The organism is Flavobacterium sp. UBA7680 (assembly GCF_002482975.1).
Taxonomy (GTDB): Bacteria; Bacteroidota; Bacteroidia; order Flavobacteriales; family Flavobacteriaceae; genus Flavobacterium.
On the sequence record NZ_DLHA01000054.1, the window covers coordinates 41486 to 65546 of the forward strand.

Consider the following 24061-nt stretch of genomic DNA (forward strand, 5'->3'; position numbering starts at 1 on the left):
CTGAAAGGATTTGTATTATGGATTATTTGTTTTTAATTTTAAAAGAATCAGATGTTTACGTTCCCAAAAAATACAATTGTTATACTGTTTTTTGCTTTTTTACAATTCGGATATGCTCAGGAAAAAATACCGCATCTTCAAAAAAAAGGAAATAAAACACAGCTCATTGTCAACGACAAACCTTTCATTATTCGCGGTGGGGAATTAGGAAATTCTTCGGCAACAACTATGGAAAGTATGGAGCCTATTTGGGAAAAGCTAACCGACATGAACCTCAACACAGTTTTAACGCCAATTTATTGGGAATTAATAGAAAAGGAGGAAGGTAAATTTGATTTTTCGCTAGTAGATGATTTGATTCTGAGAGCCCGAAAAGAAAACCTAAAACTAGTATTTCTTTGGTTTGGATCATGGAAAAACAGTATGTCAAGCTACGCACCGGAATGGGTAAAACTGAATCAGAAAAAATATCCAAGAATAAAAGACGACAAAAATAAAAGCCATGAAATTCTAACGCCTTTTAGCGAAGAAAACCTGCAAGCCGACTTAAAAGCTTTTGAAAAGCTAATGTTCCATATTAAGGATTTCGACCAAAAAGAGCAAACCGTCATTATGGTTCAGGTTGAAAACGAAATCGGGATGCTGCCAACGGCACGCGATTATCATCCGTTAGCCAATGAAGCTTTCAAAAAAGAAGTTCCAAAAGAATTCATCCAATATTTACAGAAAAATAAAGAAAAACTAGTTCCGGAATTCTCAGCAATCTGGGAGAAAAACGGATTTAAAACAACAGGAAACTGGGAAGAAATCTTCGGAAAAAGCCTCCAAACCGATGAAATTTTTATGGCCTGGTATTTCTCAAAATTCACCAATACCATTGCCAAAGCCGGAAAAGACGCTTACCCAATTCCGATGTTTGTAAACGCAGCCTTAAACGCTCCAGAAAAGAAACCCGGAGAATATCCAAGCGCAGGTCCGTTGCCGCACCTAATGGATGTTTGGAAAGCAGCCGGAAACGCCATAGATTTCCTTTCCCCCGATTTTTATAATCCATCATTCAAGCAATGGAATGATTTGTTTACCCGACAAGGCGATCCGTTATTTATTCCCGAACACCGTTTTGATGAAACCGCACCGTTTAAAGGTTTATACGCAATTGGACATTATGAAGCCATTGGTTTTTCGCCTTTCTCCATAGAATCTGTGATCGATGCCAAAAAAGAACCACTAGGAAAAATTTATGATTTAGTAGAGCAGTTAACCCCAGTTATTGAAGCCAATAAAGGACAAGGAAAAATTGATGGAGTTCTATTAGACAAGGAAAATAATACACAAATAGTCAATCTAGGAAATTACGAATTTACCTTTAAACACGATTACACTTTAAATTGGTCCGAAGGTGCAAAAGCAGAAACTTGGCCAACATCCAGCGCCACAATTATAGAAATTTCACCCGATGAATTTTACATTGCAGGTTCTGGAATTGTGGTAACTTTTAAACCTTTAAAAAATAAAAACGCAAACGCAGGAATATTAAAAACAGATCAAGGAAAATTTGAAAACGAAAAATGGAGAACCATCCGACATTTCAACGGAGACCAAACCCATCAAGGAAGACACCTGAGAATTTCAGTAGGGGATTACGAAATTCAAAAAATAAAACTATACATTTATGAGTGATTTAATTCAACACTAATTGCACGAATTTGCACAAATTATTTTTATACAAATAAAAAATCTGCATAATCTGCGTGAAAATTTTTTAGCCACAGATTAACACAGATTAAAAAGATTTTTTAAAATTAATCAGTGATAATCTTTTAATCTGTGGCAAAAAAAATCAGCGTTAACCAGTATAATCCGTGTCATCAGTGGGCTAAAAAATAAATAAGATCAAATGAAAAAAATAATACTAGCAATACTTATAGTTTTCAATGCCAATGCTCAAATAAAACTCCCAAGACTAATAAGCGACGGAATGATATTACAACGCGATACAAAAGTCAATATCTGGGGCTGGGCGTCACCAAAAGAAAAAATAGAACTCGATTTCAACCACAAAACATATAAAGCCACTACAGCCGAAGACGGAAAATGGCTCATTCAGCTTCCATCACAAAAAGCAGGCGGATCTTATGAAATGACTTTAAAAGCATCCAACACAATCACCCTGAAAAATATACTTTTTGGAGACGTTTGGGTTTGTTCCGGTCAATCGAATATGCAGCTGTCAATGGAACGACTTAAATATAAATACCAGGATTATATCGTTAAAGCAGAGAATCCGAACATCAGACAATTTCTAGTTCCCAATCAATATTTTTTTGAAAGAGAAAATACCGATTTTTCTTCGGGAGAATGGATTGCAGCAAACCCAAACAGCGTTTTGAAATTCTCTGGAGTTGCTTATTTTTTTGCTTTAGAAATCTATGAAAAATACCAAATTCCGATTGGAATAATCAATTCTTCTTTAGGAGGTTCTCCGGCAGAAGCCTGGATCAGCGAAGAAAACATTAAAAAGTTTCCGGATCATTATCAGGAATATTTAAAGTTTAAAGATGGAAGTCTCGAAAAACAAATTGACGAAAACGACGATAAAGTAAGTTCAGACTGGGATAAATTATTAGACGAAACAGATCCTGGACTAAAAAATAAATGGGCAGCTGAAATCGATAATTTTGATTGGAAAACCATGAACGTTCCCGGTTATTGGGCAGACGGTGAACTCGGAAATATAAACGGCTCGGTTTGGTTTAAAAAGGAATTTACGCTGGAAAAAATAAAAGAAAATCAGGCTAAAATTATTTTAGGAAGAATAGTCGATGCCGATTCGGTTTTTGTAAACGGACATTTTGTAGGTACAACTTCCTATCAATATCCGCCAAGAATTTATTCTTTTGATGCCAATATTTTAAAAGAAGGAAAAAACGAAATTACCGTTCGCGTAATCAGTAATTCAGGCAAAGGCGGTTTTGTATTTGATAAACCCTATGAGCTAATCAATGGCGATCAAACCATCGATTTAAAAGGAATCTGGAAATACAAATTAGGTTCAAAAATGTTACCGCTTCCGGCACAGACTTTTGTCAGATTAAAACCAGTCGGACTTTATAATGCCATGATTGCGCCTCTTAAAAATTATTCGATAAAAGGTGTGCTTTGGTATCAGGGCGAATCGAGTACCAAAAAGCCATCAGAATATTTTCCTTTAATGGAAACCTTAATTGCGAACTGGCGCGCCCAATGGAAACAGGAAAAATTGCCTTTTTTATTCGTTCAGCTTGCCAATTATATGGAAACAAAATCAGAACCAGTCGAAAGTAATTGGGCAGCTTTAAGGCAACAGCAGTTGAATACGCTAAAAGTTCCAAACACAGGAATGGCGGTAATAATTGATGTAGGAGAGTGGAATGACATTCATCCTTTAAATAAATACGATGTCGGGAAAAGATTATCGCTTCAGGCAAGAAAATTGGTTTACGGCGAGAAAAACTTAATCGCTTCGGGACCGATTTTTAAAGCAATAAAAAAAGACGGAAACAAGTTAATCTTAAGTTTTTCAGATGTTGGAACAGGATTACAAATCAAAACCGGAAATGAATTAAAAGAATTTGCAATTGCTGGAAATGATGGAAAATTTGTTTGGGCAAAAGCCATTATCGACGGCGATAAAGTTATCGTGAGTAATGATTCAATTGCAGATCCTGTAAAAGTAAGATACGCTTGGGCAGATAATCCGGCTGAAGCCAATTTATACAATAAAGAAAATTTGCCTGCGTCGCCTTTTGAAGCAGATATTAAATAATTTTTTAAATCCATTTTTTATTCTGTAGAGACGCACAGCAGTGCGTCTAACACAACGTAACCACAACGTATACCACTTTGCGCATAAGACGCACTGCTGTGCGTCTCTACGGATATACTTTGTGTTTATTTATCATTTTTTTTCATCTGAAAACCTTTGGTTTATTTTACTAAATAGTAAAAATCGAATTTTTGAAAATCTTATCTTTATAAAATTAAATAAAGCATTTTTAAATCAATACAATAATGATAAAGCCAATCGATTTTATAGAAAACTTTGATTTTTACTTTCCAGATTATATAACTACTGCACCTTGGAATATTGTCAACGAACTGGATAAAATACTTTTAGAAAAATTAAAACTTCTTTCAGCTGATTATAAAATAGAAGGGACAATTGCGATACATAAAACAGTCGTAATCGAAGAAGGCGTAACCTTAAAAGGAACAATCATCATTTCAGAAAATTGTTATATTGGTGCGCACGCTTATTTGCGCGGCCCAATATTATTTGGTAAATCTGTAAAAATAGGTCCGGGTTCAGAAATAAAACAATCGTTTATTTCTGATAATTCGGCTGTTGCACATTTTAATTATATAGGAAACAGCCTGATTGGTCAAAACATAAATTTTGAAGCAGGTTCTATTTGTGCCAATCATTACAACGAAAGAAAAAATAAAAACATTTCGGTTAAATACAAAGACAATATTATCAATACTCATTCAGACAAATTTGGATCGTTGTTAGGAGATAATTCTAAAGTTGGTGCGAATGCGGTTTTATCGCCAGGGACAATTTTAGATAGAAATAGTATTGTAAAAAGATTACAGTTGATTGAGCAATTGGTTGAGGAATAACTTTGTGTAGACGCACTGCTGTGCGTCTCTACAGATATACTTTGTGTTGATATTTTTTTTAATTGCCTCCAGCTTTAGCTGGAGAGATAGATATTTGTTATCAAAAAGGCTTTAGCCAAAAACTCAAAGTTCGGCTAAAGCCTTTCATATTTTTCAAAATTTAACCTCCAGCTAAAGCTGGAGGCAATTGATTTTTTTTTAAATAAAATATATCCAGTTTTTGTTCTGTAGAGACGCACAGCAGTGCGTCTAACACAACGTAACCTCAACGAATATCGACAACAAAAACTTTGCATATAAGACGCACTACTGTGCGTCTCTACAAAAAAACTATTTATTCATCGCAATATACTCCGAAGGCGTCATCGAAAAATGCTTTTGGAAATTACGACCAAAACTCGTCTGCGATTTATAACCCACCATTTCTGCAATCTCGTACATTTTATAATTCTCATTCAAAAGCAATTCCGCAGCACGTTTTAAACGGACAATATTAATCAATTCATTCGGACTCAAATTCGAAATATCTTTAATTTTTCGGTATAAAGTCGAACGGCTCATATTCATGATTTCTGCCAAAGACTCAACACTTAAATCAGAATCTGTGATGTTTTTCAGGATTTCTTCGTCGAGTTTTTTCAGGAACTTTTCGTCGGTTTTGTTGTGCGCAATACTTTTAATGTGCGAAAGCGGAGAACTCGCATAATAATTCATAATCTGCTTTCTGTTTTCGATTAGATTATTCACCTGAACTTTTAAATAATCCATTGAAAAAGGTTTTGCGATATACGCATCTGCACCCACTTCAAGCCCGTCAATTTGCGATTTCAGCGAGTTTTTGGCAGTAAGCAAAATTACCGGAATATGACTTGTTTCTAAGTTGGTTTTAATCTCTTTACACAACGTAATTCCGTCCATAATTGGCATAGAAACATCACTTATAACCAATTGAATATTCTCATTATGAATTATTTTTAAAGCATTTTCGCCATTATCAGCTTTTAAAATCGTGTAATAAGGCGCTAATTCAGCCGTAATAAAATTCAATAAATCTTCATTGTCTTCCACTACTAAAAGCTGTGTTTTTTCGTGTTTGTTTTCGATTTCTACAGTTTCAGATTCTGCTTCAATTTCGTCTTTCTCTGTTTCATTATAAAACATAAATTCTTCTTCCTGACGAAGCGGAACCACAAGTTCAAAAATATTCACTTTTGAATCCGGAATTACCTGCAGGTTCCCATTATGCAACTGCGTTAACGAATGTGCCAGCGAGAGCCCGATTCCCGTTCCCGAAGTCGTGTCCATATTATCAACCCTGAAAAACGGCTCAAAAATTTTATCTTTTAAATGAAACGGAATCAGATTTCCGTCATTTTTTACAATTAAAGTCAGTTTCTTTTCATCTCTAAAAAGCGTAATCGAAGCTTTATCTGTAGAATATTTAATAGCATTACTCATTAAATTACTCAGGATTTTTTTGAAAGCTTCTTTATCCACAAAAGCAAAAATATCCTTATCGCCCAGTTCCAGTTCAAATTCAATTCCTCTCTCTTCAATTAATTGACTAAATCTCAAATGTAAATTCCGAACCATCGACGAAATATTCGCTTCCACGAAAGTGAGTTTTAAACCGCCAATTTCAGACTTTCTAAAATCCAGTAATTCATTTACCAGTTTTAATAAACGTGAAGTGTTTTTCTTCATTATCGAAAGATTCTGAGGCACTTCCGGCAATATGTGATCCATAACCAAAAGTTTTTCCAAAGGCCCTTTTATCAACGTCAAAGGCGTTCTGATTTCGTGTGCCACATTGGTAAAAAAGTCAATTTTAGCCTGATAGATTTCTTTCTCTTTTTCGTCGTTTAAATGTTTTATTTTTCGATTGTGTTTAATCTGAGTGAGATTCTGCGAATAACGAATGATATAATAAAACGAACCGCATATTAGCAGAAAATAGAAAAAATACGCATAAGAACTCGCCCAAAACGGCGGCAGAATCCTGATTTTTAGTTCAACTTCTTTACTCCAAACACCAAAACTATTCAGTGATTTTACTTTAAAAACATAATCGCCAGGTGCGAGTTCTGTAAAGAAAACTTTATTGTTACGTTCCAGATAAACCCAGTCATTATTCACATTTTCAAGTTTATACCAATATTCTGTAAGTTCCGGCGCGGTATAATTTAACGAAGCAAATTCAAGATTAAATGACGATTGGCTGTTGTTAAGTTCCAGTTCGTCAATATGCGCAATAGATTGTTTTATAGGCGAATCATTTTCATTGGCATCAATATCCTTATTATTAATCTGCAGATTGGTAATAAAAGTCGAAGGCGTGTATTTGTTCTTGGTAAAATTCTTCGGGTTGAAACTGATCATTCCGTTTAAATTCCCGAAATACATATCGCCATTTGTATCCTTAAAAGCCGATGCATAATTAAACTGATCGCTCAATAAGCCATTTGCGGTGGTGTAAATTTTAATGCTTTTATGATCAGGTCCAAATTTCACCAAACCTTTAGAAGTCGTAAGCCATAAATTTTTTGCCTCATCTTCTAAAATAGAATAAACGACATTACTCGGAAACCCGTTTTTAGTTGTGAATTTTTTAAACGTTCTTGTTTTTTTATCAAATAAATCCAATCCGTTTTCGGTTGCAAACCATAAATTTTTAAAACTGTCTTCAAAAATATAATTGATCGAATTATTGCTGATTCCGTTTGGGTTTTTGTAATCATAAATAAAAACCTCTTTCTTTTTGGTTTTCGGATTATAATAAAACAAACCATCACGATAACTTCCTGCCCAGAGATTTCCGTCGCTGTCTTCTTTGTAAGTGGTATAATGCGTCGTTTCGGGAAAAGTTTTTAAAGTTTCAAAATTGTCGTTTTGTTCATTATATAAATAAAGTCCCATTGTTGTAATCACGATCAATTCATCCTTTTTGGTTTCATAAAAAGAAAAAATGAAATTACTGCGCAATCCTGAAGCTGGATTATTAGCGCTGTAGTGTCGCACAACGTTACCCGAATTTCGGTCTAAAACATCTAAGCCATGTTCAAAAGTTCCCACCCAGATTTTGTCTTTTCTGGGCATTAAAGCATGAATATTATAATAGGAAACACTGCTTTTACTTCCGTTTGGTAAATACGATGTAAACTGCTGCGTTTTTGGGTTAAATCGGTTTAAACCCGCATCTTCGGTTCCAATCCACAAATCACCTTTATCATCTTTATGAATTTCTCTAACGGCGCTTCCGCTAATGGAATTTTGCCCTTTCTGCGGAAAATATTTTTTAAACTGTGTGTATTGTTTTTGATGGTAATTAATGCCACCAAAATACGTTCCAACCCAAATTCCGTTTTCCTTATCAATCGTGATAGAATATGCTGCATTATCTGAAATAGCATAAGGATCATTATAATTTTTTTTAAGATTAATGCTTGATTTAGTTTTCAGATTATAAACATAAACTCCAGATTCGCTTGCAATCCAAAGTTCATCATTTCCTCTCTTTTTAAACTGACGGACATAAACTGGTTTTTTTGTCGAAAATTCTAAACTCGAAGTTGTTTTATTATGAATGTTATAAAGTAAAACACCGTCGTCTTGCGTACCAATTACAATATTGTTTTTGTCTAAAGCATAAATAATGGTAATTCTAAAATTAGAAGAACTTGCAGGTGGCGCGATCGGAATATTTTCAAACGAAAGATTTTCTTCAGAATAACGATATATTTTATTTAAAGAAGAAGCCCAGATCTGCCCGTTTGCATCTCTTGAAATCGAAGTGGCAATAAAATATTTATTCGGATTAAAAGTTTTAGTTTCCTTTTTTGTTGTCGAATATTTATAGAGAATATTGCCGGAGATAAACCAGATATTTCCGTTTTTATCATGATTAATATCGTTGATACGGTCGTTAATCGCTTCGTTTAAAACCGTAAACTGATCAGTTTTTTTATCGTATTGATACAAACCTTTATCAGTTCCAACCCAAATTACACCTTTATATTCGTGTAAAGACTGAATATAATTGCTTCCTAAACTATGAATTGGGTCAGCATTGCTTCTGTAAGTCTTAAAACGATAACCGTCAAATCGGTTCAAACCATCTTTTGTACCAAACCACATAAAGCCATCTTCGTCCTGTAAAGAAGTCAAAACGGTGTTGTTAGAAAGTCCTTCTTCAACCTGAAAATGTTTGAAATAATATTCTTGTGCCTGAATAAAATGTATCGAAAAAAGCGAAAAAAATAATAAAAGAAAGAATTTACGCATAGTTGTGTTTTTTAGGATAAAACAAGGACTTATTCAAATCGTGTCAATATTCAACAAAATGTTGCAAGCCGCTATATTTCTGATCTTTTTTATACAATTTGAATCATTTGAGATAGAAATTGACACAAATGAATCATTTTATTTTGAATTAAAATCATCTACTTTGAATTTTCAAACAAATCATATTGATAATTTTTAGGCTAAAAAAATACAGCATCAATAAAATTAAGTTTGAAAAAATATACCATTAATAATTTTGAATTAAAATGAACACATTATTATTACTGAGCAATATTAATTATTTTTTTGCTCGCATCAGAGATGATTAGAATTTTTAAAAAACAATTGTAAAACCAACCAAAAAATGAAAACTATCTAAATGACAAATCAATGAAAACAAAGATCACTCAAATTTTAAAGCAGAGATATTACCTCTTGTTTTTCTTTAGTTTATTATTACAACAAACGTATGCACAACAGCAAATAACCATAACGGGTAAAGTAGTTTCTGCAACAGGAGAATCAATTCCGTTTGCTAACGTTGTCATAAAAAACACAAAAAATGGTGCAGTTACCGATTTTGACGGTACATATAAAATAGCCGCTGCGGGAAACCAAACACTGGTTTTTAGTTCACAAGGCTATAAAACAACAGAAATTGAAATCAATAACAAAACGTCTATCAATGTTACTTTACAAGAAGATGCGATGAAACTGGATGAAATTGTAGTTGTAGGTTACGGTTCACAGCAGAAAAAAGACCTTACAGGAGCTGTTTCGCTTGTAAAAGCTACAGAAATCCAAAAAAGACAGGTAACTACTGTTGCTGACGGATTACAAGGTTTAGTTACCGGAGTTAAGGTTCGCGGCGGTGGACGTCCGGGACAGGAAGCAAGTGTAGAGATTCGTGGTCTTAAAAATCTTCAAAATACAAATCCATTATATGTAATTGATGGATTAGTAACTTCTGCAAACAGAGATTTTAACCCAAATGATATTGAAAGTATTCAGGTTTTAAAAGATGCATCTGCAGCAGCAATCTATGGTTCGAGAGCAGCAAATGGTGTAATTATTATTACCACAAAAAAGGGTAAAAAAGGGCCACTTCAAATTGATGTTTCTGCAAAAAGCAGTTTTACAACTATCCCACGCTATGATTTGGCGGGAACAGAAGAGTTTGCCAGATTAAATAATATGGCTTATGATAATGCCGGAATGACAAGACAAAACCTGAATATGGCAGTTAATACAGACTGGCAGGATGCAGTTTTTAGAACAGGAATGATGCAGGATTATAATGCCAGCGTTTCTGGCGGGAATGAAAACTCAACCTTCTTTATGTCGGGGAATTATTTTGGAAATGAAGGAGCAGTTATAGGAACTGATTTTGACAGAATTTCATTCCGTGTAAATTCAAGCGGTACAAAAGGAATTTTCAGTATTGGAGAAAACTTAGCCATCAGTAATTCTAAAACAGATGAAATGTCTGGAAATCCAATTATTGATGTGTACAGAATGACACCGACAATTCCGCTTTACGACGCATCTAATCCTGGAGGATATGGTTACGGTAAACAAGGTGTTGCAGATACTTTTGGAACAAACCCTCTTGCAATTGCTGATTTTGCCAATACAATCAACGAAAATTTCAGAATTAGAGGTAATATCTGGTCTGAACTAAAATTTGCTCCTTGGTTGAAATACCGTTTCAATTTTGGATATGAAACTAGTTTTGACTCTTATAAATTCATGAGGAAAGTTGGGAACTGGACATTAAATCAACCAATAGATCCATCTCAGACAGATCAAAATAAAGGAAGATCGCAAACAACATTGTTCGAAAATACTTTGACTTTCAAAAAAGAATTTGGAAAACATGATATAACGGTTTTAGTTGGTCAGACTTTTCAAAAAGACAAATACGATCAAATTTATGGTACAAAAAGAAACCTGCCAATAAATTCCGGAACTGGACAATATTATGAGGTTTTAAACCAAGGAGATTCGCCGGTAGTTGGTGGTTTTATTAATGAAGCAGCTCTTGCATCTTATCTTGGAAGAATTGAATACAATTATGATAACCGTTATTTATTAAATGCTGTTTTAAGACGCGACGGATCATCAAGATTTAGTGATGCAAACAAATGGGGAAATTTCCCTTCTGTTTCAGCTGGATGGAGAATAAGCAATGAATCATTTTTTAAATCAGAGTTTATTAAAGATTTAAAATTAAGAGCGAGTTATGGAGAATTAGGTTCTGGAAATATTAAAGAATACGAATACAAAAGTTTCGTTAATAATTTCGGACAGATTGTGTTAGGTCAAAATTTATATCCTTCTGCAACTCAGGTAAAATTATCAAATTCAGAACTGCGTTGGGAAAAATTAAAACAAACCAACTTTGGATTAGACTTAGGCGTTTTAAATAATGATTTACGTTTAACAGCAGATTATTTTATCGCTCGTACAGAAGATGTATTATTTGGATTCCCAATTTTATTAACTACAGGAAATGACGGCGGAAACCCAATTTCTAATGCTGCAACTGTTGAAAATAAAGGTTTTGAATTAGAATTAGCTTACAGCAAAAAAATCAATGAATTCTCGTTTAATGCTTCGATCAACTTTACAAAAGTTAATAACAAACTGGTTTCATTAGGTAACGGTCAAAATGAAAACATTTCCGGAAACACAATCACAAGAGGTGGTATGCCGGTAGGAATGTGGTATGTTTTACAAACTGATGGATTGTTTCAAAATCAGCAGGAAATTGATAACTACAAAAATGCTAACGGGCAAGTAATTATGCCAAATGCTGTTCCTGGAGATATTCGTTTTAAAGATGTTAATGGGGACGGACAAATTACAAGTACAGATAAAGCTATTGTGGGAAGCCCATGGCCAGAATTTGAAATGGGTTTAAATGCAGGAGCAGAATATAAAGGTTTTGATTTTTCTATGAACTGGATTGCTTCTCACGGAGCAACTGTTTATAACGGATTTAGAAGTGTTGTAGACAGATTCGATGACAATAGTAATTACAGAGCCGGAATTCAGCCTTGGACACCAGAAAACCCAAATACTGATTTTCCTAGAATCACAAAAGGTTCAACTTTAAATTCAAGAGGAGACAGTGACCGTTTCTTAGAAAATGGAGATTTTATCAGACTTAAGTACATTGGATTTGGTTATAACCTGCCTCAAAGTGTCTTGAAAAATTCAGGTATTTCGAGAGCGAGATTAACATTATCGGCACAAAATATTATTACAATTACTAAATATAAAGGTTTAGATCCTGAATTTACAAACAGTAATATTTTTGAAAGAGGCGTTGATAATGGTGCTTTCCCAAATCTTCAAACGTATTCTTTTGGTGTTGATTTTAGCTTTTAATTTAAAAAAATAGCATAATGAAAAAAATAATCATAATAACCGCAGCTTTTCTGGGTCTTGTTTTTACAGCTTGTGAAAGTGAATTAGACCTGAACAGCCCAAATGATATTACAGTAGACCAATATTGGAAAACTGAAAGTGATGCTCAAGCTGGTGTAAACTCAATTTACGCTATGTTTTACAAAGACGGTCTTTGGGCAAGATGGATGTATTTTCGTTTAGATTTGACTTCTGATGAAGGGTATAGTGTAAGTCCGTGGACAGAATTAGCAGACTGGACGCGATTCAATTATATCAATTATAATTTTTGGGAAGGAAATGCCGTAACATGGAGAGATACCTACAAAGCCATTTTTAGATGTAATCAGGTTTTAGCAAATGTTCCGAATATCACATTTCAAAATGAAGATGATAAAAAGAAAATCATTGCTCAGGCTAAATTTTTCAGAGCATTACATTATTACTACGCAGCCGTAATCTGGGAAGATATTCCGTTAGTTTTAGATCCATCTACACCAGCAGATTTACCACAACAAAAAAAGGTAACTGAAATTTGGGCTCAGATTGAAAAAGATTTAAATGAAGCTTTTGTGGATTTACCAGCGCAATGGCCATCTGATCAAACAGGAAGACCTGATAAAGGAGCAGCAAAAGCATTTTTAGCAAAATTATACATGCAGCAGCACAAATGGCCAGAAGCGAAAACAGCACTGGAATATTTGATTACAGGGCCAGGTGCAAGATATGGGCTGGTTACTAATTACAGAGATAATTTTACAGATGTAAACGAAAATAACAGTGAATCTGTTTTTGAAATTCAGTTTGGAGATCAAAGAAAAGGAGGAACTGGTGAAGATCCAAATGCTGCAGTTTCCAGTAACCGTGGTCAGTTTTTTGCACCAAGAGGAATTGGCTGGTCTGACGGACAAGCACGTTTATGGCTGGTAAATGCTTTCAAGGCCGAACCAAATAAAGATGGTAATCTTGATACTCGTTTAAGATGGACTTTATACTATCCGGAATTATTAGCTGATTTTGGAGATAAAACTTACGGAAGAAATTGGGAATGGAACAATAATGAAGCCTGGTTTAGAAAAGGAAGCCGTGATTATTATAGAAATAATGAAGATTATTACAGCCAGGTAAATTACAGATTAGTTCGTTATGCTGATATTTTGCTGCGCTATGCCGAAGTTTTGAACGAAACAGGAAATACGGCACAAGCTTATCAGTATGTTGATTTAGTAAGAGCCCGTGTAAACATGAATACTTTAGCAGTTGCTCATCCTGAAATAGGAAACGATCATGATAAATTTTTAGAGCGTTTAAAAACAGAGAGAGTTTTAGAATTAGCCGGCGAAAGTGTGCGTTGGGAAGATTTAAAACGCTGGGGAGATTTAAATTCTCAGGCTTCTGTTGATAAAATTGCGCTTCGTGACCCGGATTTTAAAAACTTCAAAGTGGGTAAAAATCATAGAATGCCAATTCCACAAAGTGATGTAGATAATAATCCAAATCTGGAACAAAACTCAGGATATTAAAAACTAATTTTTTAAGGGAATCAGATGTATTAGTCTGATTCCCTTATTATAAAGAACGATTGTTCATAATAACAAAATTTATAATGAGAAAAGTAAAATTGTGTCTGACATTTATGTTGGCAGGATTAGTATTGCTAAGCTGCAACAACAAAAAGAATACTACTGAAGAAAATAAAAACGAAACTGCTGCAGTTGAAAAAAGAGAAATCTGGACAAAAGATCAGGCTAATAAATGGTATGCAGAACAGCCTTGGTTAGTAGGTTCAAATTATTATCCTAGCACAGCTATAAACCAATTAGAGATGTGGCAGGAAGATACTTTTGATCCAAAAAGAATTGATCAGGAATTAGGCTGGGCAGAAAATTTAGGCATGAATGTAATGCGAGTTTACCTGCACGATTTATTGCACCAGCAAGATGCAGAAGGATTTTACAAACGCATGGATCAATTTTTAGGAATTGCAGATAAACATCATATCAAAATCCTTTTTGTTCTATTTGATTCCTGCTGGGATCCGTTTCCTGCTTTAGGAAAACAACGCGCGCCAAAACCGCACACGCATAACTCAGGCTGGGTACAGAGTCCGGGACAAAAAGTATTGCAGGACAAAACACAATATCCTCGTTTAGAGAAATATGTAAAAGAAACAGTTGCTCATTTTAAAGACGATAAACGTATTTTAGGCTGGGATGTTTGGAACGAACCAGATAACATGACAGGTCCATCTTACGAAAAAATAGAAATCAAAAACAAAGTCGATTTAATCCTTCCGCTTTTAAAAAATGTTTTTGTTTGGGCAAGAGAAAGCAATCCGTCACAGCCATTAACTTCTGGAGTTTGGGTTGGAGACTGGAGCGACGAAGCTATAATGAAACCAATGCACAAAATGCAGATCGAACAATCGGATATTGTTTCCTTCCACAATTACAACACACCTCAGGATTTCGAAAAAGTAATCAAACAATTACAGCGTTACGGAAAACCTTTATTATGTACAGAATATATGGCAAGACCAAACGGAAGTACATTTGAAGGCTTTTTACCAATCGCAAAAAAATACAATGTTGGAATGATCAACTGGGGATTTGTAGATGGAAAAACACAAACCAAATACGCATGGGACAGCTGGACGAAAACATATACTGCAGAACCAAAAGTATGGTTTCACGAAGTATTACACACAGACGGAACACCATACATAAAAGCCGAAACAGATTTAATCAGAAAAATGACATCTGAGGCGAATAAGAAATAGAATTATTGGCCACAGATTTCACAGATTAAACGGATTTCCACTGGTCAATTTTATTAAAATCAACTTAGAAAATTAAAATCAGTGAAAATCCGATTAATCCGAGGGCAATAAAACTAAATCATTTTAATCCTTTTAATCTGTGGCAAAAAAAATAATTAGTGAAAATTAGTGGAATTCGTGGCAAAAAAACATTTTAATCTTTTAGCAACATGAAAAAATACACAATAAAAAAGCTCTTTTTTCTAGCCGTAATTTTGGTTGGATTTTCAGCGAAAGCACAACAGCCAGATCCGCCGGGACAAGTAAAAGGAAATGAAAAACCAAAAAACGAAGCCTATCTTTTTGCGCACATGACGCACAACGATTACGGCAGATTGTACTATTCTGTAAGTTTGGACGGTTTACATTGGGAAAACCTCAACAACGGAAAACGAGTTTTTGAAGAATACAAAGGACATCCCGATATCTGCAAAGGCCCGGACGGAAAATATTACATCGCAGGAAATACCGGAGACGATGCAAAAAGTATCAACATTTGGGTTTCTGATGATTTAATCACCTGGAAAAAACACTCCGATTATACACCTGATTTAAAAAGCACACCAGATTATTCAAATGCTTTACAGCGAATTGGAGCCCCAAAATTATACTACGACAAAGATTCAGAAAAGTTCATTATGACATGGCACACGCCGCATCTTGATGGAACAAAAGAAGATCCTGAACGTTATTGGGCAAGCCAGAGAACACTATATGTTTTATCAAAAGATTTAAAAACTTTTGAAGGAACATCAAAACGTTTGTTCGATTGGGATATGGGAACCATTGATGTTTTCATCCGTAAAGTCGGCGATTCTTATTACGCCGTAATTAAAGATGAAACGTATCCAACTTTGTACTGGACAACCGGAAAAACCATCCGAATTGCGAAATCAAAATCCCTTTTAGGGCCTTATTCTTTGCCCCAGCAATCGATTAGTCCAAATTTTAGAGAAGCCCCAATGCTGATTCCTTCTCCAGATGATAAAATATGGTACATGTATTACGAACAATATCCGGGCGTTTCCTACGGATTATCAATTGCTGATAATTTAAACGGACCTTGGTTTCAAGCTTCAGGTTATACTTTTTTCTCAGATTGGGATAAATACAGCTTCCCTGAAAAAGTACGCCACGGCTGCATGATTACAATCTCTAAAAATGAATACGATAGTTTAGTGAAGAAATTTGGAATCACTAAAAATAAATAATGAGTTATAAGTTATGAATTATGAGTTTGGAATTAGGCGTTTGTTAGTGTTTTTTGAGTTAATACGAAACAGAGATTATTTTATCGGAAATAAATTATAATCACAATTAAACCAACTCATAATTCATAATTAATAATTCACAATTAAAAAAGGTTTGGTTAGTAAAGTTAGTGTTTGAAAATTACCAGACTATGTGGATATGGTCTGGTAATTTATTTAGTAAAGAAGAAACAGTAATAATCGAGGAAATTATTGCGTAAAACGATATAAAATGAATAAGAAAACTACAGTTCTGGTGGCGCTTTTTTTAAGCTGTCTGGTTCATGCACAATGGAAACCGCAAGGCGATAAAATCAAAACAAAATGGGCAGCGCAGGTTGATCCGAACAAAACTTTACCAGAATATCCCCGTCCGATTATGGAGCGCGCCCAATGGAAAAATCTGAATGGATTATGGAATTATGCCATTCAGGAATTTGGCAAAACAGCGCCTTCAAAATATGATGGGCAAATTTTGGTTCCGTTTGCGGCTGAATCGAGCTTATCTGGCGTAATGAAAGAAGTTGGAGCAAAAAATGAACTTTGGTACGAAACCAATTTTTCAATTGAATCAAACTGGAGCGGAAAAAATATTCTGCTGCATTTTGGAGCTGTAGACTGGAAAACAGAAGTTTTTATTAACGATATAAAAGTGGGTTCACATACTGGCGGTTACACACCATTTTCGTTTGATATTACACCTTTTATCCAAAAAGGGAAAAATCAAAAACTGGTTGTAAAAGTTTGGGATCCATCAAACGACGGCCCACAGCCAAGAGGAAAACAAGTTAAAAATCCAGAAGGAATTTGGTACACGCCCGTTACCGGAATCTGGCAGACGGTTTGGATTGAACCTGTAAATGCTAAAAACATTTCAGAATTAAAAACAACGCCAAACATCGATCAAAATACAATCAGTATTAAAGCCGATGTAAATGGAGCAGAAAAAGGTGATTTAATAGAAATTTCTGTTTTTGACGGCGGAAAAGAAATCGCAAAAGAAAAAGCCGTAGTTGGCGAAAGCAATGATATTGTTTTAAATGCTCCAAAATTATGGTCGCCGGAAAATCCGTTTTTGTATCAGACAAAAATCCGTTTAATCAGTAAGAATAAAGTCGTCGATGAAGTGAAAAGTTATTTTGCGATGCGAAAAATTTCATCAAAAAGAGATGAAAACGGAATTATGAGAATGCAGTTAAACAACAAAGATTATTTTCAATTTGGGCCTTTAGATCAAGGTTGGTGGCCAGAAGGATTGTATACTGCACCAACTGACGAAGCTTTAAAATACGATATTATTAAAACGAAAGAATTAGGTTTTAATATGATTCGTAAACATGTGAAAGTAGAACCAGAACGCTGGTACACGCATTGCGATCAGTTAGGAATTTTAGTTTGGCAAGATATGCCAAGCGGTGATGAACAACCGATTTGGCAAGATAAAAAGTATTTTGAAGGAACAGAATTACAGCGTACTCCAAAATCACAAGAAATCTATAAAAAAGAATGGAAGGAGATAATGGATCATTTGTATTCGTATCCAAGTATTGTAGTTTGGGTTCCTTTTAATGAAGCCTGGGGACAATTCAAAACCGTAGAAATTACAGAATGGACTAAAAATCATGATCCAAGTCGTTTAATAAATTCTTCAAGCGGAGGAAATCATTTTCAAACAGGTGATATTTTAGATTTACACAAATATCCAGCTCCAGAATTGTATTTGTATGATGCCAGAAGAGTTACTGTTTTAGGTGAATATGGCGGAATTGGTCTTCCGTTAGAAGGACATTTATGGAGAGCAAATGACAATTGGGGTTATGTGAAATTTAAAGACGAAGCAGAAGTTACTGCCGAATATGTAAAGTACGCTCAAATCCTTAAAAGCTTAGTAAAAACAGGATTTTCGGCAGCAGTTTACACGCAGACAACCGATGTTGAAGGCGAAGTAAACGGTTTTATGACCTACGATAGAAAAGTAGATAAAATGGATTTCAAAGCAATAAATAAAATCAATACAGAGGTTATTGATGCTTTGAATCATTAAATAGTGATTTTTTTTAAACACATAGAAACATAGGTTTTTTTAGTGTTTATATAAGGGAGTAAAAGAAACTAGTTTCCACACATAGCTTTGTGTTTTTCTTCGCGCTGCAACTTTGTCAAAGTTTCAAACTTTGACAAAGTTCTAGACAACAGCTATGTTTGTTCAAACAAGTGAAACGCCTTTTTACAGACAAAGCAAAACTATGTCCCTATGTGTTTAAAAAACCACGCCCAATAATAAAAAAACTAAAATGAAAAAATACCTAATTCTTTTTCTGCTCACAACAATGAGTTTTGCTCAGCAAAAAACATTCACAAATCCCATTTTGCCAGCAGGCGCAGACCCTTACAGCACGTATTACAAAGGATATTATTACTACACCAACACACTTGGAAATAAACTGGTTTTGTGGAAAACAAAAGATTTATCAGACATCAAAAATGCTGAAAGCAAAGTAATCTGGACACCCCCAAAAAACACCAATTATTCGGCAGAAATCTGGGCGCCGGAATTTCATATTATAAACGGAAAATGGTATTGTTATTTTGCAGCAGACAATGGCGACAACAACAATCACAGAATGTATGTTTTAGAAAATAAATCATCAGATCCGTTTAAAGGGAATTTTGAATTTAAAGGAAAAATTGCCGCCAAAACAGACAAATGGGCAATTGACGGAAATATTTTCGAACATAAAAAACAACTCTACATGATTTGGGCCGGATGGGAAGGCGACACCAACGGACAGCAAAACATCTACATCGCTAAAATGAAAAGTCCGCTTGAAATTGACGGCGATCGCGTAATGATTTCATCGCCAACAAACGACTGGGAAACGCATGGCGCATTGCATGATGACGTGAATCCGGCGCAGGTAAATGTAAACGAAGGGCCCCAGTTTTTAGAAAGAAATGGTAAAATTTTCATAGTATTTTCGGCAAGCGGTTGCTGGACAGATTTCTATTCTTTAGGATTATTAACTTTTAATGGCGGAGATAATTTATTAGATGCAAATGCATGGAAAAAATCTCCAGAACCAATCTTTAAACAATCCGATAAAAATAAAGTTTACGCACCGGGACATAATTCATTCTTTAAATCTCCTGATGGAAAAGAAGACTGGATTTTGTATCACGCCAACTCCAATCCGGGTGAAGGCTGCGGAAACAAAAGATCACCTAGAATGCAGAAAATAGATTGGGATGCAAACGGATTTCCGGTTTTAGGAGAACCTGTTAGTGAAGAAACCAAACTGGCAATTCCATCAAAATAAAACTATAAAAACTAACCAGAGGATAATATTACTTTTTCCTCGCAATGACATAAAAATGAAAAATATTCAAATCGCTGCGGTTGTTTTACTGGCACTTTTTCAATTCAATTGCAAAGACAATAAAAAAGAAAATACAACTTCAAAAGAAACTGCCGAAATAAAATCAGATTCAGTAAATACGGTTTTAGAAACTAAAAATTTCGATACCATAATCGAAGGTAAAAAAGTCAATTTATATTGGATAGAAAATAAAGGAATCAAAGCCGCTTTTACCAATTACGGCGGAAGATTAATAGGACTTTGGGTTAAGGACAAAAACGGAAAACCAACCGATGTTGTTGTTGGAATGAACAGTGCAAAAGGGTTTAAAACTTCTACCGAACCTTATTTTGGAGCGACAATTGGAAGAGTTGGAAACCGAATTGGAAAAGGGAAATTTACTTTAGAAGGAAAACAATACCAAGTTCCGTTAAATAATGGAAAAAATGCTTTGCACGGCGGTATAAAAGGTTTTCAGGATGTAGTTTGGAATGCTGAAAAAACAAACGAAAACACATTAGTTTTTACATATGTTTCGCCAGATGGAGAACAAGGCTTTCCAGGGAATTTAACTGTAAAAGTAACATATACTATTACTGATGATAATTCAATAAAAATGGAATATGAAGCGACAACGGACAAAACCACAATTGTCAATTTAACAAACCACGCCTTTTTTAATTTAAACGGAGAAGGAAGCGGCACAATCTTAAATCACGAATTACAAATTTATGCAAATGAATTTACTCCGGTTGATGAAGGTTTGATTCCGAGTGGAGAATTAAAACCCGTAAAAAATACCGTTTTTGATTTTACTTCAAAACACACCATTGGTGAAAGAATTGAAGCGAAAGATGAGCAGTTGAAATTCGGAAAAGGATACGATCATAATTATGTTTTAAATGGAACAAAGAAAAACGGACTGAATCATGCTGCAACAATTTCTGGAGATAAATCTGGAATTACAATGGATGTTTTTACAGAAGAACCAGGATTACAGTTTTACAGCGGTAATTTCATGCAGTCAAAAAACACCTTTAAATCTGGTTCAAAAGATGATTTCAGAACAGCTTTTGCTCTAGAAACTCAGCATTTTCCAGATGCTCCAAATCAGCCAAAATTTGCACCGATTGTTTTGAAAGTAGGAGAAAAATATCATACGGTTTCTTATTATCAGTTTTCGACGAAATAAGTTATGAATTATGAGTTCAAAGATTTGTCATTTCGAGGAACGAGAAATCGCACAAGAAACTCCACACAGAGAATCGTCAATCTTTGTCGAATCACTAGTGCGATTTCTCGTTCCTCGAAATGACAAAAAATGGCGATAAACTTTGCGCCCTTCGACTTCGCTCAGGGTGACATAAAATGAGAAAAAAAACTTTGTGTCCTTTGCGAAACCTTAGCGCTCTTTGCGGTAAAAAACCTTCGCAGTAAAAATCTAAAACCAATAAAAAATGAAAAAAATACTATCCCTAATAACATCACTCTGTGTCTTCGCAGCCTGCTCGCAGGAAAAAGATACCAACCAATCAAAGCCAATAGAAGTAAAACCAGTACCAGCAATTTTACTAGCCGATCCAACCATTTTTTACAACAACGGAACCTACTATTTGTACGGAACAACATCTGGAGATATTCCAAATGGAGAAGGATTTCAGGTTTATACTTCGTCAGATTTAAAAGACTGGAAAGGCTCGGTTGGAGCACAGAATGGTTTGGCTTTTAAAAAAGGAGACGCTTTTGGCGACAAAGGATTTTGGGCACCGCAGATTCTTTCGTATCAAAACAAATTTTACATGATTTATACTGCGAATGAAAATATAGCAGTTGCAACAAGCGACAGTCCGCTTGGGCCATTTAAAAGCGAATCAAAAGAACCTATTATTAAAACCGGAAATCAAATCGATCCGTTTATTTTTATTGATGAAGATGGAAAAAAATATTTGTATCATGTTCGATTAACAAACGGAAATAGAATTTTTGCAGCAGAAATAAACGATGATTTTAAAAGCATAAAACCAGAAACTTTAACAGAATGTATTTCGGGAACTATGCTTTGGGAAAACACCCAAAATGTAAGCTGGCCGGTTACAGAAGGCCCGACAGTTTTAAAACACAACGGTTTGTATTATATGATTTATTCGGCAAATGATTTCAGAAATATTGATTATGCTGTAGGTTATGCAACAAGTAAAAGTCCGCTTGGGCCTTGGGAAAAAGCGGTGGACAGCCCAATCATCAGCAGAAAAAACACCAAACAAAACGGAATTGGCCACGGCGATGTATTTTGGGATAAAGACAATAAAATGCATTATGTTTTACACACTCATTATAGTGAAAGTGCTGTTTCGCCAAGAAAAGCTGGAATTATTTCTATTGAATTTAAAGATGGAAAAATAGTGGCTGATCCTGCAAGTTTTCAGTTTCTAAAAGTTAATTATTAATTCAAAAGCCTTCAGATTTCTGAAGGCTTTTTTAGTTTTTGCGTTTCCTGTAAGGTTTCTAAAACCTTGTAGGTATTCTAAGGCAGTATATTTCAGTAAAATTTAAACCTACAAGGTTTTGGAAACCTTGCAGGAGTTGAAACCTATTTTAGGAATCTTTTTTATTTGAAAATATAAAAAATGAAAACAAGTTCGAAATCAAAGCAGCAACCATCCAGGAACGCATCCAAAAAAATAAAAAAATCGATTTATTAGAGCAGTTAATACTGGCGAGAGTTAAAGTTATAAAAAACGTTGTTGTCAGATTTTGAAGAACTTGAATTAATAATTTCCTATTATAAAACCGGACAATTCTCATTTTAATTCAAATTAATTAGCTGAGGTCCAAATTCTTCGTAGAAAATATTTTCCTGATTCACGTTTAAATTAATAAGCGCTTCATATTGGGTTTTGATAAACATTTCTGGCCCGCAGATATAATATCGGGCTTCTTCTAATAAAATAGAATCTTTGCATTTATGAAGATCAACACGACCCTGAATTACTTCATTTGAAATCACATTTTCAGGTGTTACAGCATCATAAAAAGTAAAGGTTTCCAAATGATTTGCTTCTTCTTTTAAAGCCGAAATCTGATCTTTAAAAGCGTGAACAGATTCATTTCTGCAGCCGTGAATCCAGATTGTTTTTTTATTCTGAATCGAATTTAAATTCGTTTCCAGCATGCTCAACATCGGTGTAAGCCCAACCCCGCCACTTATTAATACTAACGGATTTTCAGAATCTTTTTCTAAATGAAACAATCCTGCAGGAGAAGAAATAGAAATAACATCACCTTCAGATTTTGAATGCATGGTATTCGAAACCCATCCGTTTGGATTTGGCGCAATTCCGCTTTCTTTTTTTACCGAAATCCTGTAATATTCCGGATTAAAAGTGCTTGATAAACTATATTGTCTTGGCTGTAAAAGATTCAATTCAGGAACAAAAACCTGAACGCTGATAAACTGTCCGGGATGGAAATCGGCAATTTCTTTTCCGTCTTCTGGATAAAGATAGAAGGATTTAATTTCAGCCGATTCTTCAACAATTTTTTTAATAACGAATTTTCTCCAGCCTTTCCAACTTCCTGGTTTTGCGATATTTTCTTCGTATAAACCTTTTTCAAGATTAATCATAATATCGGCGAGTTCATAAAAAGCAACCGTCCACGCTTCAAGAATTGGTAGTGTCGCGGCTTCCCCAACAACTTCTCCAATAGAAGCGATAAGGTGTGTTCCTACGATTTTATATTGTTCCGGCTGAATATTTAGGCTTCGGTGTTTGGTTCCAATTCCTTTTAATACGCCAATTAAAACTGACGGATCTTCTATATTTTCCGCGTAAGCCAAAACGGCATTTGCCAGCGCCGATTTTTGTCTTCCGTTTGCCTGATTTCCCATATTAAACATATTTCGCAATTCAGGATGATGCTTAAACATTCTGGCATAAAAATAATTGGTAAGGTCTTCGCCGCTCGCTCGTAAAATTGGAACCGTAGCTTTAATAAGCTCTTTTTGTTGTGGATTCATTTTGAATAATTTGATTAGGATTTAAAATTGAAATTATAAGAAATAAAAGGCCTTAGAACTTATATTCGCAAATTTAATCCCACAGTATTGCTCCATTTTATGATTCAAATCATAATGGAAGAAGTTTTTTTGTTTCAAGTTTCAAGTTGAGACAAAATTATTTTTTAACACAATATATATTCTCATTTTATTCCGTAGAGACGCACAGCAGTGCGTCTACACAACGAATATCACTTTACGCATAAGACGCACTGCTGTGCGTCTC

At 34.8% G+C, this 24061-nt stretch carries 13 protein-coding genes; 11 read left to right on the forward strand and 2 right to left on the reverse strand.

Features of this window, described 5'->3' with window-relative positions; translation table 11 throughout:
- The first annotated feature begins 51 nt into the window (after nt 1-51).
- The 3 genes from B3C18_RS22230 (at nt 52) to B3C18_RS22240 (ending at nt 4662) form a co-directional block, all read left to right on the forward strand.
- Nucleotides 52-1680, forward strand: coding sequence for a DUF5597 domain-containing protein (locus B3C18_RS22230; RefSeq protein ID WP_291152005.1), 1629 nt, complete (start codon nt 52-54; stop codon nt 1678-1680).
- A gap of 217 nt (nt 1681-1897) precedes the next feature.
- Complete coding sequence (locus B3C18_RS22235) at nt 1898-3805, forward strand: sialate O-acetylesterase (protein WP_291152008.1); 1908 nt, start codon at nt 1898-1900, stop codon at nt 3803-3805.
- Nucleotides 3806-4050: 245 nt separating this feature from the next.
- Nucleotides 4051-4662, forward strand: coding sequence for an LpxA family transferase (locus B3C18_RS22240; RefSeq protein ID WP_291152011.1), 612 nt, complete (start codon nt 4051-4053; stop codon nt 4660-4662).
- 330 nt (nt 4663-4992) lie between these two features.
- On the opposite strand, the gene B3C18_RS22245 is transcribed toward B3C18_RS22240, so the two are convergent.
- Complete coding sequence (locus B3C18_RS22245; RefSeq protein ID WP_291152014.1) at nt 4993-8943, reverse strand: hybrid sensor histidine kinase/response regulator transcription factor; 3951 nt, start codon at nt 8941-8943, stop codon at nt 4993-4995.
- 390 nt (nt 8944-9333) lie between these two features.
- Between B3C18_RS22245 and B3C18_RS22250 the strand changes: the two genes are divergently transcribed.
- From B3C18_RS22250 to B3C18_RS22285, 8 genes are all read left to right on the forward strand, one after another.
- The gene (locus B3C18_RS22250; RefSeq protein ID WP_291152017.1) at nt 9334-12336 is read left to right on the forward strand and encodes a SusC/RagA family TonB-linked outer membrane protein; all 3003 of its coding nucleotides are present in this window, start codon (nt 9334-9336) and stop codon (nt 12334-12336) included.
- 17 nt (nt 12337-12353) lie between these two features.
- The gene (locus B3C18_RS22255) at nt 12354-13877 is read left to right on the forward strand and encodes a RagB/SusD family nutrient uptake outer membrane protein (RefSeq protein ID WP_291152019.1); all 1524 of its coding nucleotides are present in this window, start codon (nt 12354-12356) and stop codon (nt 13875-13877) included.
- 83 nt (nt 13878-13960) lie between these two features.
- Nucleotides 13961-15133 (forward strand): cellulase family glycosylhydrolase, encoded by a 1173-nt coding sequence (locus B3C18_RS22260; RefSeq protein WP_291152022.1) that lies wholly within the window; start codon nt 13961-13963, stop codon nt 15131-15133.
- A gap of 209 nt (nt 15134-15342) precedes the next feature.
- Nucleotides 15343-16383, forward strand: coding sequence for a glycoside hydrolase family 43 protein (locus B3C18_RS22265; protein WP_291152024.1), 1041 nt, complete (start codon nt 15343-15345; stop codon nt 16381-16383).
- Between the two features lie 271 nt (nt 16384-16654).
- Entirely contained in the window at nt 16655-18466 is a 1812-nt protein-coding gene (locus B3C18_RS22270; protein ID WP_291152027.1) for a glycoside hydrolase family 2 protein, read from the forward strand.
- Nucleotides 18467-18716: 250 nt separating this feature from the next.
- The gene (locus tag B3C18_RS22275; RefSeq protein WP_291152029.1) at nt 18717-19739 is read left to right on the forward strand and encodes a glycoside hydrolase family 43 protein; all 1023 of its coding nucleotides are present in this window, start codon (nt 18717-18719) and stop codon (nt 19737-19739) included.
- 55 nt (nt 19740-19794) lie between these two features.
- Nucleotides 19795-20970, forward strand: coding sequence for an aldose epimerase family protein (locus B3C18_RS22280; RefSeq protein ID WP_291152032.1), 1176 nt, complete (start codon nt 19795-19797; stop codon nt 20968-20970).
- A gap of 265 nt (nt 20971-21235) precedes the next feature.
- Nucleotides 21236-22225 (forward strand): glycoside hydrolase family 43 protein, encoded by a 990-nt coding sequence (locus B3C18_RS22285; protein ID WP_291152035.1) that lies wholly within the window; start codon nt 21236-21238, stop codon nt 22223-22225.
- Nucleotides 22226-22584: 359 nt separating this feature from the next.
- Here B3C18_RS22285 and hmpA read toward each other — a convergent pair whose 3' ends face one another.
- Complete coding sequence (gene hmpA / locus B3C18_RS22290; RefSeq protein ID WP_291152038.1) at nt 22585-23796, reverse strand: NO-inducible flavohemoprotein; 1212 nt, start codon at nt 23794-23796, stop codon at nt 22585-22587.
- Nucleotides 23797-24061 lie beyond the last annotated feature (265 nt).

Bases quoted from the DNA above. Each gene is read 5' to 3' on its own strand.
- B3C18_RS22230 (WP_291152005.1), top strand. From the start codon at position 52: ATGTTTACGTTCCCAAAAAATACAATTGTTATACTGTTTTTTGCTTTT.
- B3C18_RS22235 (WP_291152008.1), top strand. From the start codon at position 1,898: ATGAAAAAAATAATACTAGCAATACTTATAGTTTTCAATGCCAATGCT.
- B3C18_RS22240 (WP_291152011.1), top strand. From the start codon at position 4,051: ATGATAAAGCCAATCGATTTTATAGAAAACTTTGATTTTTACTTTCCA.
- B3C18_RS22245 (WP_291152014.1), bottom strand. From the start codon at position 8,943: ATGCGTAAATTCTTTCTTTTATTATTTTTTTCGCTTTTTTCGATACAT.
- B3C18_RS22250 (WP_291152017.1), top strand. From the start codon at position 9,334: ATGAAAACAAAGATCACTCAAATTTTAAAGCAGAGATATTACCTCTTG.
- B3C18_RS22255 (WP_291152019.1), top strand. From the start codon at position 12,354: ATGAAAAAAATAATCATAATAACCGCAGCTTTTCTGGGTCTTGTTTTT.
- B3C18_RS22260 (WP_291152022.1), top strand. From the start codon at position 13,961: ATGAGAAAAGTAAAATTGTGTCTGACATTTATGTTGGCAGGATTAGTA.
- B3C18_RS22265 (WP_291152024.1), top strand. From the start codon at position 15,343: ATGAAAAAATACACAATAAAAAAGCTCTTTTTTCTAGCCGTAATTTTG.
- B3C18_RS22270 (WP_291152027.1), top strand. From the start codon at position 16,655: ATGAATAAGAAAACTACAGTTCTGGTGGCGCTTTTTTTAAGCTGTCTG.
- B3C18_RS22275 (WP_291152029.1), top strand. From the start codon at position 18,717: ATGAAAAAATACCTAATTCTTTTTCTGCTCACAACAATGAGTTTTGCT.
- B3C18_RS22280 (WP_291152032.1), top strand. From the start codon at position 19,795: ATGAAAAATATTCAAATCGCTGCGGTTGTTTTACTGGCACTTTTTCAA.
- B3C18_RS22285 (WP_291152035.1), top strand. From the start codon at position 21,236: ATGAAAAAAATACTATCCCTAATAACATCACTCTGTGTCTTCGCAGCC.
- hmpA (WP_291152038.1), bottom strand. From the start codon at position 23,796: ATGAATCCACAACAAAAAGAGCTTATTAAAGCTACGGTTCCAATTTTA.